Source organism: Marivivens sp. LCG002 (assembly GCF_030264275.1).
GTDB lineage: Bacteria > Pseudomonadota > Alphaproteobacteria > Rhodobacterales > Rhodobacteraceae > Marivivens.
This window is the reverse complement of sequence record NZ_CP127165.1, coordinates 1,745,225-1,758,194: the sequence shown is the minus strand read 5'-3', so window position 1 is coordinate 1,758,194 and position 12,970 is coordinate 1,745,225. Positions and strand designations below refer to the sequence as shown.

Sequence of the window (12,970 nt, the reverse complement as noted above, 5' to 3'; positions counted from 1 at the left end):
GACCCACGTTGGCGCAGGCCCTGCTTGCAACTGATCTTTGAGACCTCTGATGCCAAGTTGCGATAGGAGCGTAGAGGGTGGCTGGCTGTTCGCAGGGCGCCGACGTATTTCTGTTTCGCGCTGGTCGGTAAGGGATCTGTGCCCATCGAGATTGATAGGTTCATCAGTCATAACCCAGCTCCTTCGATCCATTTGAATGATGCAAAAGCATGGATCGCGACGCACCGGTTCGACATCGGGGTCATTCTCCCATGCCTGGACAAGAGCTTTTAGAGATTGTGCCGGAAGTTCGAGCATCCGTGCCATCCTGGATATCTCTCGGCTCAGATGGAGCCACTTGCCCTATCTGCTTTTTGTCTGCCTCTTGTGACCCGGGCCGGGAATAAAGATTTCGCAAATGCGCCTCTGAGACACCGTCCGCCTTCATAACGAGACGGATCATCGGGTCGGCAAGCATCTCCTCAACGAAAAAATCTGTCAGTTCCTTACCAGTCAGCTTGTCCCTCGCGCGCGCTTGGTCGAGGTCCACAAGGGAAACAGTGAGGAATCTTTCCAGTCCTGGGTGCGAGATGCGGGGATGAAGCCTTACAAAGACCGAAGCTTTCCAAGCTTCGGGGTCCACCTGATCCGGTGGAGACGAAAGTTCCGTTTCGATCTCGTATTCGCCCGCCGGAAGCATCTCGGTAAAGCCCGGAACGGTGAATGGACGGGAGAAAACCGCGATAGTCTTGCTCGTCAGTTCTTCCATGGGTGCATTCCTTTCGCTTGTTTCTATTGTTGCTTTGGGTGGTCTAGGTCCTTTTGGAATGTGAGGCGCTTGGTCTGTGGACTTCCCAAATGTTTTGGGTTCCGCTGGTATGCTCAAGCGCGCAGGCTTGGAAACGGTCTCCTTGGCAGGGTACAATGCGATATCCTCAAGCTTCGGATCCATTGCAGCCAAACCTCGGGCAGGGAGATCCTTGAAGGATATGTCATCAATCTTTCAATTGTCCGATGACAGCATCTCGTCCATGTCGGACTGGAACTCTTGGCGTCGGCATTACGTATATGGGATCTTGCGGTCGGACTTACTATGTCCAGTCGCAAAAGATACCAAGATCAGGTCAACTCTTCAGTCCATACGTTGAATTGCGTCAGTGTATTGGGCCCGAACGTCTGGGTCAGAGGCACATCGGCTGCATCCCGACCCCGTGCGATCAAGATCCTTCCTATGCGCGGGCGATTGTTTCTCGGATCGAAGACCCACCAGCGATCACTTAGAAAGACCTCTATCCAAGCTGCAAAATCGTCCAGTGGGTGAGGCTTTGGTTGACCTAACTCACTCAAGTAGCCTGCGCAGTAACGCGCTGGAATGTTCATGCATCGGCAAAACGCGATGGCGAGGTGGGCAAAATCTCGACAGACGCCCTGACGCTCGGCCAGCGTCGCGGAAGCTGTTCGGGTTGCGCTTGCTTGCATATAATCAAAGCGGACATGCGAGTTCACGAAATCGCAGATCGCTTGGACGCGTAACCAGCCAGGTGGGGTATTCTCGAAGCGTCGCCATGCCTCTGCAGACAGAAGATCAGTATCGCAGTAACGACTGCCAAGAAGGTAGGCCAAGGTTTCGAAGGGCAAATCCTGAACTGCGTGCTGCTCGGCTTTGGGCAGTGTCGGATCAGGCAGTCCGGTGTCGCGGAAGATCCCATCGGTCGACAGGGTCAAGTCCCCAGACGGAGCCATCATCCGCGTGCACCAGTTGCCGAACCCATCACGATAGGTTTCTAGCGGCACGCTCGGATGTGTCACTAGGTAGTCGGCACGTTCCATATCGCCGAACCGCGAATAGTGTACATTCAGCATTGCAATGACGAGCGTCGGCTGTGTCAGCCGGTAACGAAGGCGACAGCCAATCCGTATTCGCATGCCGGCCGTCTCGGCTGGGCGAGATCTGGAGGGATTATCGTCCAAGAACGCATACTCCTCCAGAAAGTTGAAAGTTCCGGTCGCAGTGCCAGCGGTTTCCGGATCGAGCCAGATGGGTGTTGGCGGGTAGCGTGATCGGCATACGGGTGTTGTCCACCGCCTCGAAACTCCATTCGCAACGCCAACCCGGACCATCGGAGGCATCGATCAAAACTGTGAAGCCACGATCGCAAGCCCAATGGGATCCGGACTCTTTTGTGAGATAACCATGTTCCGGAATGTCGATAGGCACGCAGGTTTCTCGATCTTGACGATATCCGCGATCACACTGCCAATCATATCCCGCTGTGCGCAAATGGGCGTTCTTGGGGACTCGGGTCGCCTCGCATGACGCACCACTGATTTCCTGATACCCGCGGCTACACGCCCAGCCCGAACCAAATTTCCGCCGAGTAGCATATGCGTTATCTGGGATGTAGAGGGCCAAGCATTCGGCACCATCCTCCCGAAAACCAAGATCGCAATCCCAGCCCCCACCATAGTGCCGTGCTTCTGCGTTGTCTGGAACCGGTCCAGTGCCGTCTTGAGCGAAAACTGGGAAGGCAATAGAAGCAATTATTCCGGCTACGACAATAAGGCCGAAGGTCAGTCGAGCCAGTGCATTTTTCTTCTTTTTGCGCAGTCTTGTCGGTTCTTCCTTTGCGGGTAAAGGCACGCAACTCGCCGTCTTGTCCCTCATCGAACCAGGGCTGAGCTTTCTCGCTCGTCGCCTTGAGGAGATGGAGCTCGATGTTGTTTCTCCGAAATCGGGTCTGGATGGCATGCCCTCGTTTTCTGCCGCTTGAAGCGGGAAGACGTTAGAGACTGCTGGGCGATCGCGGTTAGTCATCTTGGGATAATTTTATTAAAGCCGCTGCGGCAAGAGCATGTTCTTTCTGGTGGTAGTCCCCGCGGAATTTGCCATCTACTTCCACTTGCCAAATGCCGTTTCGTTCACGCACTTGAACTGAACCGTGCAACGGCGGTCTGTTTATGGAAGTTTCCTGTCCACCCTTGCTTTTCGCAGAAGCGGGTTGCCTGTCGGGAATGGCCGCCTCTTTCTCAAGGGGCATGCGCTCCTCTGCTAGAAGCATCACCGCGCGAATAAATTCCTCCGCATAGTGGTCTGTTTCACGATGATCGTGTTCACGCAGGGTTAATCTCATCGGTTCTACGAACCGTTCTCGCAGGTGGTCGACGAAACGCGGCTCGGTTCGGGCCATATAGGCAATCAGGGCCTGCAAAATCCGTTCATGTGCCAGCACGCGCCGTTCAAGATCGGTCGTCTCTGAGGCTGTCTTGGCAAGATGTTTGACTGAAGTCATAGCGTGTTGTCCTCCTTGCTGAGCGATCTGACGCCGGATATCACGTCCTCGAGCGTGGGGACGGCAGAACCTTGCATCATCGCGATCCAAGTCCAGCTATTCACTTACCAGCCAAACAGAAATCTCGTGCTGACTTAGATTAGGGGCACGGAAATTATGTGGTCGAACATTGCTCAGCAGCGGCACGCAGCCTTCCTTGATGGCCTGGGTGTCCAATTGAAAGCCTCAAATCATATTTGACACCCTGCTTCATGAAACTATCGGACTGCGTCGACCTCAGTCTGTGTGCTGATCGATGTCGTGGGGTTCAGCGTTGGCTCGGTCCGTGCGGTTGACGCCACGCCAAGTGGGCCCGCAACGCTGCTGGGTGTCAGGGAAGCGTCTGGCTCGCCATGCATGCCTCGCAGGAACCGGAACAGATCGCTGTCCGTCGTCAGGACAAGTGTTGTGTCTTCGGAGATCATGTCGCCATAGGCCTGCATTGTGCGGGTGAAATTGTAGAATTCGACTGAAACTGCATCGACATTGTAGGCGTTCGCATAGATTGCTGATGCTTCGGCATCGGCGGCCCCGCGGATTTCCTCGACGGCGCGATAGGCTTCGGATTGGATCTTGTTCAGATCCCGGACCCTATTGCCTTGTATGCGGGCTGCTTCACCGTTGCCTTCGGACAGAAATCTTTCGGCTATCTGTCGGCGCTCCGAGATCATGCGGTCATAGATATTGGGTCGCACGCTCTCATTGTAGTTTATGCGCTTGAAACGAATGTCGAGAAGCTCAATTCCAAAGACGCGCACCTTTTCCGCCGCCGCCTCGAAGATCTGCTGCTCAACCAGCGCACGTCCCTTTGTTATTGGAACTAGCGCACCAATGTCTTGTGCAAGCTCCTGGTCAGTCAGAAGAGTGTCCTGAAGCGGTGTCCGGCCCCGGGTCGTGCGCACAATTTCGATAAGTTCGTGCATGGCGACGGCGTTCCGTGTCTCGCTACCAAGGATATCATCGAGGCGCGATTGGGCGCTGCGCTCGTCTCGAAGTCGCAAAAAATATTGCAGAGGATCGGTGATCTTCCAGCGCGCGAAGAGATCGACCGAAATGTAGAGCTTGTCTTTGGTGGGCATGTCCGATGGCGAGCCGTCCCACTCCAGAACTCGGCTATCGATCCGGTTAACCTCATGAACAAAGGGGAGTTTTAACTTGAGGCCAGCCTCAGTAATCGGTGCACCGACAGGCTTGCCGAACTGGGTAATGATGGCCTGTTCGACCTCGCCGACGGTGTAGACGGCGGAAGACGCAGTAAAAAACCCCGCAAGAGCGATACCCGAGGCAAGAAGCGAAAGGGACTTCATCGTTGCTCTCCTGTTTGTCGATCTAGGTTCAAAAGTGGGAGAATGCTTGCCGTGGACCCGTCAACGATGATCTTGGAGCCGATTCCCGGCAGAACATCCTGAAGGGTTTCGATGTAGATCCGGCGCCGTGTAACTTCGGGCGCCAGCCGGTATTCCGTCAGTAGAGCCGTGAACCGTGCCGCATCGCCCTCCGCTTCATTGATCCTCCTTGAGCGATACCCATCGGCTTCGCGGATCCTCTGGTCCTTTTCGCCTTCGGCCAGAGGTATAATGCGGTTATAATCGCGGCGGGCTTCGTTGATGATCCGCTCCTTCTCTTGCTGCGCCTGATTGACCTCGTTGAAGGAGGCCTGGACGGGTTGGGGCGGATTGATATTCTTCAGCTGCACCTGATCGATGCTGATGCCCATCGCGTATTTGGTCGCGAGCGCTTGCATCTTCTGGAGGGCTTCGCTTTCGATTTCTTGGCGCCCGACGGTAATTACCTCGTCGACTGTGCGGTCTCCCACCACTTCGCGCATGACAGACTCTGAGACGTAACGCAAAGTTGCGCTCGGCTCACGCACCTCGAACAGAAATTTCCGAGGTTCGGAAATCCTGTACTGCACCACCCATTCCACGAGTGCGGCGTTTAGATCGCCAGTCACCATCTCGGTCTCGCGGCGACCGTCCGTCGGACTCTGATAGGGATCAGTTGCCCCCGGAGTTGTGAACCCGAACTCTTGTTTCAGTTGGCGCTTGACCGGGACCAACGTGGTCACGTCGATGCCGAACGGGATCTTGAAGTGCAGCCCGGGAGGGACCTCCGCTGCATATTTCCCGAACCGTTGAACAATCGTAACGGAGTCGCTCGGCACCGTATAGTAGGAGGTCCACGCCCCAAACGCGGCAAGTGCAATAGCAGCACCGATAACAAGACGCTTCACCGGTGGAGGACCATCCGGAAGGATACCGTGCAGCCGATCTCGGCCCCGCCTCAAAATTGCCTCAACCTCTGGGGGAACGCGGGTCTGCTTGTTTTTCCAAGGTCCACGATCTTCCGGTCCATTGTCATCAGAAGGCATCGCAAGCTCCTACCTCGGTTTTCGCACTCGGTGTGATGTGTGGTTCGCTCGTTTGACGGTGCGACCCGTTTCGCGCGATAACTTCGTCGACCCTGAACAGTATGACCTCATAGGTTCAGTTCCTGCAGGCAGGCTTGGGCAATGCCGCGGTCCGGTACATCGGTTCCCGGCATCGTCGCCCAGCCAGCGGCTATGAGAGCATCGCGCTTTTGGTAGGCCGAGGCGGCCCGGATCGTTTCAAGCTTTTCCATCCGTGCTGGGTCGGACCGTGCCATCTCAAGACAAACCGGCACCATGGAAGCGATGACATTGTCATGCGACATCGCCATCGCCCTGTCATTCGCGGTCCCGGAAGTCACCCAGCCGCCCCAGGTAAAACCTACTACGCCGACAAGAGCGGCGCCGATCACGGTGCCATAGAAGCCGGGTTTGAGCCATTTGGGAGTATTCATTTCAAGTCCTCCTGCGCAGAAAGCGCTGTTTTTCTATGATTGTTCGTCTCGTTTGTGCGGAAATCTCGGATCAGCGCATCTTGCAGGTCGCTGGCAGAAACCGCCCGTAACTCTGTTCGTCCCGAGCCTTTCTTTCCATGCACCGTCAGAAAAGTCGTCTTCAGGCGATAGGCCTCGAAGCTCAGCTCTTGAATGAGTTCTTCTTCGACGAGAAGAAAGTAGTCGCCCGCAGGCAAACTTTCTGGAAAGCCCGGTAAGGTAAACGGATTCAAGAAAGTAACCGTCGATCTAGTCCACCGCATCGTCATATTTGATCTCCGTAAACTTCGTAGCTTCGAACTGTCTAGGGAACCTTGGAGCCCTGGCCTGACCAGCTACACGATTTAGTGTCTTTTATCTTGGGATCGTCGGACCGGCGCTGACGTATGTTAGTCCTGAGTTCAGTGACGGTTATGATCTTTTCGCGGGCAGACGCGCGCACTGACCTGTGTAAGGGCTAGGAGGTCGAACCGCGCATATCCTTTAGAAAACAGGAATGATCTGCATTCCTGCAAACGCCGAAAGGATTTACGATGGCAGCCCCAAATGTTCTCAAACCACACCCGCAAGAGTTTGATCGCTTTCTTCATGCCTCCGTAGGTGAGGACCGGAACGGCTATGCTGTGACCGTTCTTTCCATGCTCGCGAGGCTCGGCCTTGATCCATGGAAAGAAACCGATGAACTGGTCATGCTGGGGCAGGACGCCGCGCAGGCACGCTTGGGCGCGCTATTTGCCCAATTTCTGGACGTACCCTCACTCGAAAGCGATCACAGCAGTGTCGCACGAGAGCTGAGCCAGTTGCTTCCCGCAGGTCGGGCGTCTGGGAGCTTGAAGCGCGCGGCCACTACAAGGACCGGGGACCGGCCCGGGACGAGCGGAGCGTTCTGGGCGGTGCTCGCTATTATCGCCCTTCTATTCCAGTTGATTATCATTAGTGGGGCGGGGGTAGGAGAATGACTGTATCATCCGCGGCCGACAGTAGACCGTCACATGAAGCGCACAGGTCTGGTACACTTACTCCAGGTGAACAGGGAATACTGTGGGAAATGGAGGAACACTTCTGGACCAGTGGCGCCCACAACGCGCGCGCAACAACAGCGACCAACGCCGTCATGGTTTTTCCTTATCCGCCCGGTATCCTCCAAGGCGACCAGATCTGGACTCACCTTCTTGAAAGGACTGGTTGGCGCTCCGTTATCATGACCGAGCGGCGCGTGATGAGATGTGGGGACATCGCCATTCTTACCTATCGCGTTTCAGCAGAGAAACCCGATGTGTCTATTTACAAAGCCCTCTGTGCCTCAACCTATCTAAACGACGACCACCTTTGGCTGAGGATTTCTCATCAGCAAACTGTGATCACTTGAGAAGCGCAGAGGCATACGACCAGCTAAAGGCGCAAGGGCTTACCTGCGTAAGTGCAGCGAAGCGCCGACGCGGGCTAAATGAGTCGTGCCGCCGAATAATCGGTTGTGCATTTTTCTGAGAACCCGAGAAGCGCGCGGAAATGCCAAGCCCAAGCAGGTTTGAGTGTCTGCACGCTTCTTATTCTCCGACCGTCCATGAAAGGACCACCCCAATGACACCCGGACAGAACAAGACTGCCGACAAGATGAAATCCGTCAAAGCCGCCTGGGACAAAGCGCCCTCCGGCCCGAAGAAAGACGCTGCTCTGAAGCATTACCAAGCAGCCGAGAAGGCAAACACTGCCAATAACGACGCCGAGACCAACAAGGAACTCGACGCTGCCACCCACGCCCTTTCTTAAACACCATCGTATGATGGTAATACTTGGGGCCGCCTTCAGAGCATCGGAAGGCGGCCCTTCTATTTGAGGAGCGGCCCGGTCTGGTCCAGATATGTCGGGTCGAACTCGGCGAGGTCCACCAGTCTACTATAGTCGTGAAACGCGACACGGCCGTCCCGGAAGGTTACCAGTCCATTCTCGCGAAGCTGGCGCAAGATGCGGTTCACATGGACCGCACTCAACCCCAGTGCATCGGCGAGGTGATACTGCGTTAGAGGGCAGTCGAATCCTTCTTTGCTACCTATTCCAAGGAGCGTAAGCCTCGATTTTAGTTCCAGCAGGAAATGCGCTATGCGGGTCTCCGCATCACGCCGGCCTATGCCGACGAGATGTTCAACGACCATAGCCTCGTCACGCGATGCCGCCCAAAGGATGGCGGTCGCGAGGCGCGGCGTCTGTTCGAACGCATCGAGAAGGTCGCTCTCCAGCACTTCAGCCGCCTCGATGTCGACGATGGGTTCGAAACTGTGGTCTGAAGTGCGCAGCAAGACGCTGCGCAATCCTAGAAAATCTCCCGGTAACTGGAAATCCACGATCTGACGGGTTCCGTCGGCTTGGAGCTTGTAAGAACAGACCCAACCTGACGACAGAATGTAGGCAGCATGAGCCGCTTGGCCCTGATGCACCAAATCACGTCCTGCGACGAATGAGCGGCGACGCTTGTGAAGTCCTTCAAGCACAGCGAGTTCGACGTCCGAGAGAGCGACGAAGGCCGAGAGCTTGCGGGTCAATGGGTTGCGTTGGGCTGATGTCATTGAAGTTCCTAACGTGTCACTACGCATCAGCGGAAATTGACCCGGATACTGCTTTGGATCTACTCAGTATAAAGCATTTCGAGCGAGAAGTACGTATGTATTTAAACCAAGAAGTGTAGCGGCCCAAAAAACTCAGGAAGAGGGCTAGGGGGTATAGCAATCCCTATAAGTGATATTGTCACGGCGAAACGCTAGAGCTTCGGGAAGCGGTTCAGGTCCAAGGTGACGTTGCATGCTCCAGGTCTTGTCCCGTTTGACCGGACACTCAGGCGGGGCGGTTTGAGCTGTGATGAACTCGCGTGGTAAGCGCATTTTCAGCCCTGAGTGTCGATGGTTGTCGTTGTAGCCTCGATCCGCGCGCCGATCAGTCCAAGATCAGTTTGAGCGGTCTCTGATGCCAATGGGCGTGACCCTGCGAAGTATGGTCTTCAGATGATCCTTCGTCGCGAGCCAAAGTGATGGCGAGGGGCCTAGGGAAGGCCTAGGCCAATTTAGCCGCCAAGGGCGAGCGAGGAAGTATCAAGCTAGTACCCTAGAAAATCATACATTTAGACGTTAAACTGAGTATGGCATTTAGCTTGTTCTAAGTGACACAAACTAGGGTCAGGATTCATAACCAGAACATGATGACAGCAGCCAAAGCGCATACTGACAGGAAGTTCTGTTGAAGCGTGTTGTGACGCAACGCCAGTCTTTTAGCTAGACGAAGCTGTTCTCGATCTTATGGCGCTTGCGGTATCGGGCTTCTTCATGCGGGATCGGAAACTTGCGGCTCTTTCGTGAAGGGATGCACGGCGTGATCCCCTTGCCTTCAAGGGCTACGCGATAACAGTCCGCATCGTATCCAAGGTCCACGAGCATGTGTTCAGCGGGAGGAAGGCCGTCCAGCAGTGCCCGCGCGCCGATTTAATCGCTCAGCTGGCCGGCAGTAAGAAACATCCGCAGCGGGCGGCCAGCCGCGTCGGTCACCGCGTGCAGTTTCGAGTTCATCCCGCCCTTGGTGCGCTCGATCAGGTGGCCACGCCCCCTTTTTTCAACCCCAGGCTTGAGGCGGTCCGGTGTGTCTTCAGATGCGTCGCATCGATCATCAGGATGTCAGTCCTACCGCCCTGATCGGCCAGCTCCCGAAGCATCCGGGCGAAGGTGCCTTTCTCGCTCCACCGCTTCCATCGGCTATAAAGGGTCTTGTGCCGTCTATACTCTGCAGGCGCATCACGTCACCGTAAGCCATTGCGGTTGATGAATATTATGCCGCTCAACACTCTCCTGTAGTCAACCCTGGGCTTACCATGGGACTTTGGGTAAAAGGGTTCCAGCTTGGACATCTGCGCATCACTCAGCCAGTAAAGGTCACTCATTTCACCGCTCCGTGTTCGGAGCCGTGAATCACGTGGCGCAGCCGAAATCAATGCATCCTGACCCTAGCCAACATCGCAGTCCGCAGCTTCGCAGCAAGGGCCGCTGGTATATCGCTTTGGATTTACGAAATCCAACTAGCATGAGAGCGATAGAAGCGGCCAAAGAGTTTCAACAATTCAAAGGCCGCTTTTATCCGCTTTAGGCGGCCGCTGTCGCTTCAATTTCGAAGAGGAGCCCGGGGATCGCGAGACGTGTCACACCGAGAAGCGTCATCGGTGGGGCCACTTGGTGCGGGCCAAACCGCATTCCCATCAAGTCGAAGTTCTTCAGAGCCTCGTCAACATCCGTGGCGTAGACCCCGAGCTTGACGACATTGCCGAGCGTCATGCCTGCGCCCTTTAGAACTGCCTCGAGGTTGTCGAGCGCCAGATTAATCTGTGCGCGCATGTCTCCGTGGTGCTGCGGGTTCCCTCGCTCATCAACAGCGGTCTGGCCCGCACAGATCACTTGCCGTGTGGCACCATCGATGACTTCCGCCTGATTGTAACCCAGCTTGATCGACCAATCCCAAGGGTTCACTGCAGTTCGTTCCATGTCGCAATCTCCTTTTGTTTTGTTGCTGAACTCCGTATAAATCAAAATGGTGCCAGAATTTGTCACCATTCTTGCTAGGCTCATCACATGAACCAAAAACTCAGACATGACGCCATTGTGCGCAGCCTTCGCCGCAACGGGACAACCACGGTTGATGCCCTTGCCGATGAGGTTGGCGCCTCACGCCGAACCGTGCTGCGCGATATCTCTGCCTTACGCGACGAGGGATTTGTCATCCATTCCGATGTCGGCCGCGGTGGCGGGCTCCAACTCGATCCGCAGTCAGTTCAAACCAAGGCGAGGCTGACGGTGCCGGAAGTCTTCGCGCTTTTGATCGGTGTCGCGGCGATGCGGGCCGCCGGGAACCTCCCGTTTTCCGAACTCGCTGATGCGGGGCTGTCTAAAATCGAAAAATCTCTGCCTTCTGACAAAGTGAAGGATCTGCGCAACTTTCTAGATTGCCTGCATGTCGGCAAGCTATCGCCGCTTCAGGATCTGACGGATTTGGGCAGAATGGACCCAGACTTGCTCCCTGCTTTTGAAAGGTCGTTTCTCAATCGGCATTTTATTCGGTTCACCTATCGCGATGCGAAAGGGCAGGAGACCCAACGCGAGGTCGAGCCGCAAGCCATGCTGATCCTGCCGCCCCTTTGGTATCTTGTGGCTTGGGACCCTGCGCGTGCTGACTTCCGACATTTCCGCATGGACCGGATAAGCCAGCCATGTGTGATGGAAGACACGCAGTTTCGTCGCCGGCACGTGCCCTTCGAAGCCGATGTCTGCCCCTATAGCGAGTTGCAGAATTCATCGCGATCTGACGCTCTTCTAGCTTTTGAGTGATAGCGAGATGCGCGGGTTCTTTTGATCAGGGTGACGCTTATGACTTCCGCGCGAGACGGGGCATTCGCATCATCACTTGGCGGCGTCTTACGAGCGTAAGACCGAAACCCAACCAGTCATGATCAGAGAACGGTTACAGCCGACCTCTCATGCCGTGATCGTCAGGACAATTCGACACCTGCATCGCAGTCTTCAATCAAGCTCAAAGCGTTTCGAAGTTGTGCCTCCCACAGCCATCTCATGTCTTTGAGCGAACTGGGATCGCTGCCCCATTCAATTGCAGTAAACGCAGCGATACAGGCGCAAGCCCTCCAGTCTTCTTCTAGGTCGCCCAAAGTATAAGCCTCGACGCCATTTGCCAAAAGCTCTTGGTGATAGTTCAGCAGCAGGGGCCTCTGAAGCGCTCTCCGATCTTCTACGCTCCAAAAGGGCACGGCAGCATAGACGAGGTCTGACGCGCCGAGCCAAAGTCGAAGAGACCATTCGAAAGGCTGCCGATCGATCAGGTAAAGGGGCAGGGGACCTATCGGTCGCGCTATAGGGGTAAGCACATTGGTGGGGTTTGGATCGCCATGGACAAGCGTAACTCCATTCACCGTCATCGCGCGCTGCAACATGCGGTCAGCGTCTGTATCGAAGACCTTTCGCAACCTGGCCCTCGAAGGAGCATCGAGCGTATCCCCGAGCGCATCAAGGATTGGGCCCAACCCTTTTGAAACATGCGCGAGAAACCTTTCAAAATCAGTTTCCAGATCATGCGGACCCTCAGGGTCGCCGAGCAATCCCCAATGATGGGCATGCAATTTTCCGAGCGCACGGCCGAGCGCCTCTGCGTGTGCTTCATCGGGTTTGATAGGCTTGTTGTCGACAAAGCCCCTGCCCAAGTCTTCCAGAAACAGGGCATATCCCTGACCGATACTCTCCGAAGTTGCCATGTCAGCACCAACCGCATGATAACAGCGAGGAATAGGAGCGTCGGCTAGATCAACATAATCGCGTCTATAGTAGTTCACCTCAGAAGCACCCAGAAACGCATGACCGGTTGGGCAAAGTTTGAGAATGCAGGTCTTGGGGATGATCGCCGTTGGTGGAACATCCGCGAAGATCAGACGGGCGATGCTGCTGTTGTTCGCCTCAATTGGCAGGAGATCGAATGAAGGCAACTCACCGCCAACATTCAGCACTTGCTCCAACCAAGTTTGGCTTACCTCGTTGAGACTGGGAGGTATGAGGCTCGGGATCAAAATACTGGCTCCTGGTCGCGCTATGGAAGGCTGAATAAGGGGTGATTTGGTCGTTTTTTAACTGTATTGATAATAAAAGCTCCTGCATTTTACAGCGTTGAGAAAATTCGGCTTGAGCCGCTCTTGTTGCCTTGAAGTAAGTTTTTTTTACGCGCCGCTTTAGTGTTGGCGCAAATCCCTGGTCTTGCCCCCGTTTGAC

15 protein-coding genes and 1 pseudogene are annotated in these 12,970 nt (G+C 55.2%); 4 read left to right on the top strand and 12 right to left on the bottom strand.

Going from position 1 to position 12,970, the window contains the following annotated elements; genetic code table 11:
• Window positions 1-241: 241 nt before the first annotated feature.
• The 8 genes from QQG91_RS08735 to QQG91_RS08700 all read right to left on the bottom strand — a co-directional run bounded on the left by QQG91_RS08735 (window position 242) and on the right by QQG91_RS08700 (window position 6,439).
• Window positions 242-748 carry a hypothetical protein gene (locus QQG91_RS08735; protein WP_285769841.1) on the bottom strand — a complete coding sequence of 169 codons (507 nt, stop codon included), beginning with the start codon at window positions 746-748 and terminating at the stop codon, window positions 242-244.
• A gap of 350 nt (window positions 749-1,098) precedes the next feature.
• Window positions 1,099-1,905, bottom strand: a complete 807-nt coding sequence (locus tag QQG91_RS08730) for a transglutaminase-like domain-containing protein (protein WP_285772335.1) — start codon at window positions 1,903-1,905, stop codon at window positions 1,099-1,101.
• Between the two features lie 34 nt (window positions 1,906-1,939).
• A complete protein-coding gene (locus QQG91_RS08725; RefSeq protein ID WP_285769840.1) occupies window positions 1,940-2,794 on the bottom strand; it encodes a hypothetical protein in 855 nt (284 codons plus the stop codon).
• Window positions 2,787-3,269 carry a hypothetical protein gene (locus QQG91_RS08720; RefSeq protein ID WP_285769839.1) on the bottom strand — a complete coding sequence of 161 codons (483 nt, stop codon included), beginning with the start codon at window positions 3,267-3,269 and terminating at the stop codon, window positions 2,787-2,789. Before QQG91_RS08720 ends, QQG91_RS08725 begins: the two co-directional genes overlap by 8 nt.
• Window positions 3,270-3,526: 257 nt before the next feature.
• Window positions 3,527-4,615 (bottom strand): protease modulator HflC, encoded by a 1,089-nt coding sequence (hflC, locus tag QQG91_RS08715; protein ID WP_285769838.1) that lies wholly within the window; start codon window positions 4,613-4,615, stop codon window positions 3,527-3,529.
• Complete coding sequence (hflK, locus tag QQG91_RS08710; RefSeq protein ID WP_285769837.1) at window positions 4,612-5,679, bottom strand: FtsH protease activity modulator HflK; 1,068 nt, start codon at window positions 5,677-5,679, stop codon at window positions 4,612-4,614. Before hflK ends, hflC begins: the two co-directional genes overlap by 4 nt.
• Before the next feature lie 107 nt (window positions 5,680-5,786).
• Window positions 5,787-6,131, bottom strand: coding sequence for a hypothetical protein (locus tag QQG91_RS08705; RefSeq protein WP_285769836.1), 345 nt, complete (start codon window positions 6,129-6,131; stop codon window positions 5,787-5,789).
• A complete protein-coding gene (locus tag QQG91_RS08700) occupies window positions 6,128-6,439 on the bottom strand; it encodes a hypothetical protein (protein ID WP_285769835.1) in 312 nt (103 codons plus the stop codon). The genes QQG91_RS08705 and QQG91_RS08700 overlap by 4 nt, the downstream gene beginning before the upstream one ends.
• A 264-nt stretch (window positions 6,440-6,703) precedes the next feature.
• Between QQG91_RS08700 and QQG91_RS08695 the strand changes: the two genes are divergently transcribed.
• The 3 genes from QQG91_RS08695 to QQG91_RS08685 all read left to right on the top strand — a co-directional run bounded on the left by QQG91_RS08695 (window position 6,704) and on the right by QQG91_RS08685 (window position 7,940).
• Entirely contained in the window at window positions 6,704-7,129 is a 426-nt protein-coding gene (locus QQG91_RS08695) for a hypothetical protein (protein ID WP_285769834.1), read from the top strand.
• A gap of 89 nt (window positions 7,130-7,218) precedes the next feature.
• The gene (locus QQG91_RS08690; RefSeq protein ID WP_285769833.1) at window positions 7,219-7,539 is read left to right on the top strand and encodes a hypothetical protein; all 321 of its coding nucleotides are present in this window, start codon (window positions 7,219-7,221) and stop codon (window positions 7,537-7,539) included.
• Window positions 7,540-7,751: 212 nt separating this feature from the next.
• Window positions 7,752-7,940, top strand: a complete 189-nt coding sequence (locus tag QQG91_RS08685; protein ID WP_285769832.1) for a hypothetical protein — start codon at window positions 7,752-7,754, stop codon at window positions 7,938-7,940.
• A 59-nt stretch (window positions 7,941-7,999) separates the two neighbouring features.
• On the opposite strand, the gene QQG91_RS08680 is transcribed toward QQG91_RS08685, so the two are convergent.
• From QQG91_RS08680 to QQG91_RS08670, 3 genes and pseudogenes are all read right to left on the bottom strand, one after another.
• Window positions 8,000-8,734: a Crp/Fnr family transcriptional regulator gene (locus QQG91_RS08680; protein WP_285769831.1), complete on the bottom strand. Its 735-nt coding sequence runs from the start codon at window positions 8,732-8,734 to the stop codon at window positions 8,000-8,002.
• Between the two features lie 610 nt (window positions 8,735-9,344).
• Window positions 9,345-10,092 (bottom strand): annotated as a pseudogene (locus QQG91_RS08675) (IS5 family transposase).
• Between the two features lie 199 nt (window positions 10,093-10,291).
• Window positions 10,292-10,687 (bottom strand): RidA family protein, encoded by a 396-nt coding sequence (locus tag QQG91_RS08670; protein WP_285769830.1) that lies wholly within the window; start codon window positions 10,685-10,687, stop codon window positions 10,292-10,294.
• A gap of 87 nt (window positions 10,688-10,774) precedes the next feature.
• Between QQG91_RS08670 and QQG91_RS08665 the strand changes: the two genes are divergently transcribed.
• Window positions 10,775-11,527, top strand: coding sequence for a helix-turn-helix transcriptional regulator (locus QQG91_RS08665; protein ID WP_285769829.1), 753 nt, complete (start codon window positions 10,775-10,777; stop codon window positions 11,525-11,527).
• 161 nt (window positions 11,528-11,688) lie between these two features.
• On the opposite strand, the gene QQG91_RS08660 is transcribed toward QQG91_RS08665, so the two are convergent.
• Window positions 11,689-12,771, bottom strand: a complete 1,083-nt coding sequence (locus tag QQG91_RS08660) for a phosphotransferase (protein ID WP_285769828.1) — start codon at window positions 12,769-12,771, stop codon at window positions 11,689-11,691.
• Window positions 12,772-12,970: the final 199 nt, after the last annotated feature.

Excerpts from the sequence above, each read along its gene's own strand:
- QQG91_RS08735 (WP_285769841.1), bottom strand. The coding sequence starts at position 748 with ATGGAAGAACTGACGAGCAAGACTATCGCGGTTTTCTCCCGTCCATTC.
- QQG91_RS08730 (WP_285772335.1), bottom strand. The coding sequence starts at position 1,905 with ATGCGAATACGGATTGGCTGTCGCCTTCGTTACCGGCTGACACAGCCG.
- QQG91_RS08725 (WP_285769840.1), bottom strand. The coding sequence starts at position 2,794 with ATGACTAACCGCGATCGCCCAGCAGTCTCTAACGTCTTCCCGCTTCAA.
- QQG91_RS08720 (WP_285769839.1), bottom strand. The coding sequence starts at position 3,269 with ATGACTTCAGTCAAACATCTTGCCAAGACAGCCTCAGAGACGACCGAT.
- hflC (WP_285769838.1), bottom strand. The coding sequence starts at position 4,615 with ATGAAGTCCCTTTCGCTTCTTGCCTCGGGTATCGCTCTTGCGGGGTTT.
- hflK (WP_285769837.1), bottom strand. The coding sequence starts at position 5,679 with ATGCCTTCTGATGACAATGGACCGGAAGATCGTGGACCTTGGAAAAAC.
- QQG91_RS08705 (WP_285769836.1), bottom strand. The coding sequence starts at position 6,131 with ATGAATACTCCCAAATGGCTCAAACCCGGCTTCTATGGCACCGTGATC.
- QQG91_RS08700 (WP_285769835.1), bottom strand. The coding sequence starts at position 6,439 with ATGACGATGCGGTGGACTAGATCGACGGTTACTTTCTTGAATCCGTTT.
- QQG91_RS08695 (WP_285769834.1), top strand. The coding sequence starts at position 6,704 with ATGGCAGCCCCAAATGTTCTCAAACCACACCCGCAAGAGTTTGATCGC.
- QQG91_RS08690 (WP_285769833.1), top strand. The coding sequence starts at position 7,219 with ATGGAGGAACACTTCTGGACCAGTGGCGCCCACAACGCGCGCGCAACA.
- QQG91_RS08685 (WP_285769832.1), top strand. The coding sequence starts at position 7,752 with ATGACACCCGGACAGAACAAGACTGCCGACAAGATGAAATCCGTCAAA.
- QQG91_RS08680 (WP_285769831.1), bottom strand. The coding sequence starts at position 8,734 with ATGACATCAGCCCAACGCAACCCATTGACCCGCAAGCTCTCGGCCTTC.
- QQG91_RS08670 (WP_285769830.1), bottom strand. The coding sequence starts at position 10,687 with ATGGAACGAACTGCAGTGAACCCTTGGGATTGGTCGATCAAGCTGGGT.
- QQG91_RS08665 (WP_285769829.1), top strand. The coding sequence starts at position 10,775 with ATGAACCAAAAACTCAGACATGACGCCATTGTGCGCAGCCTTCGCCGC.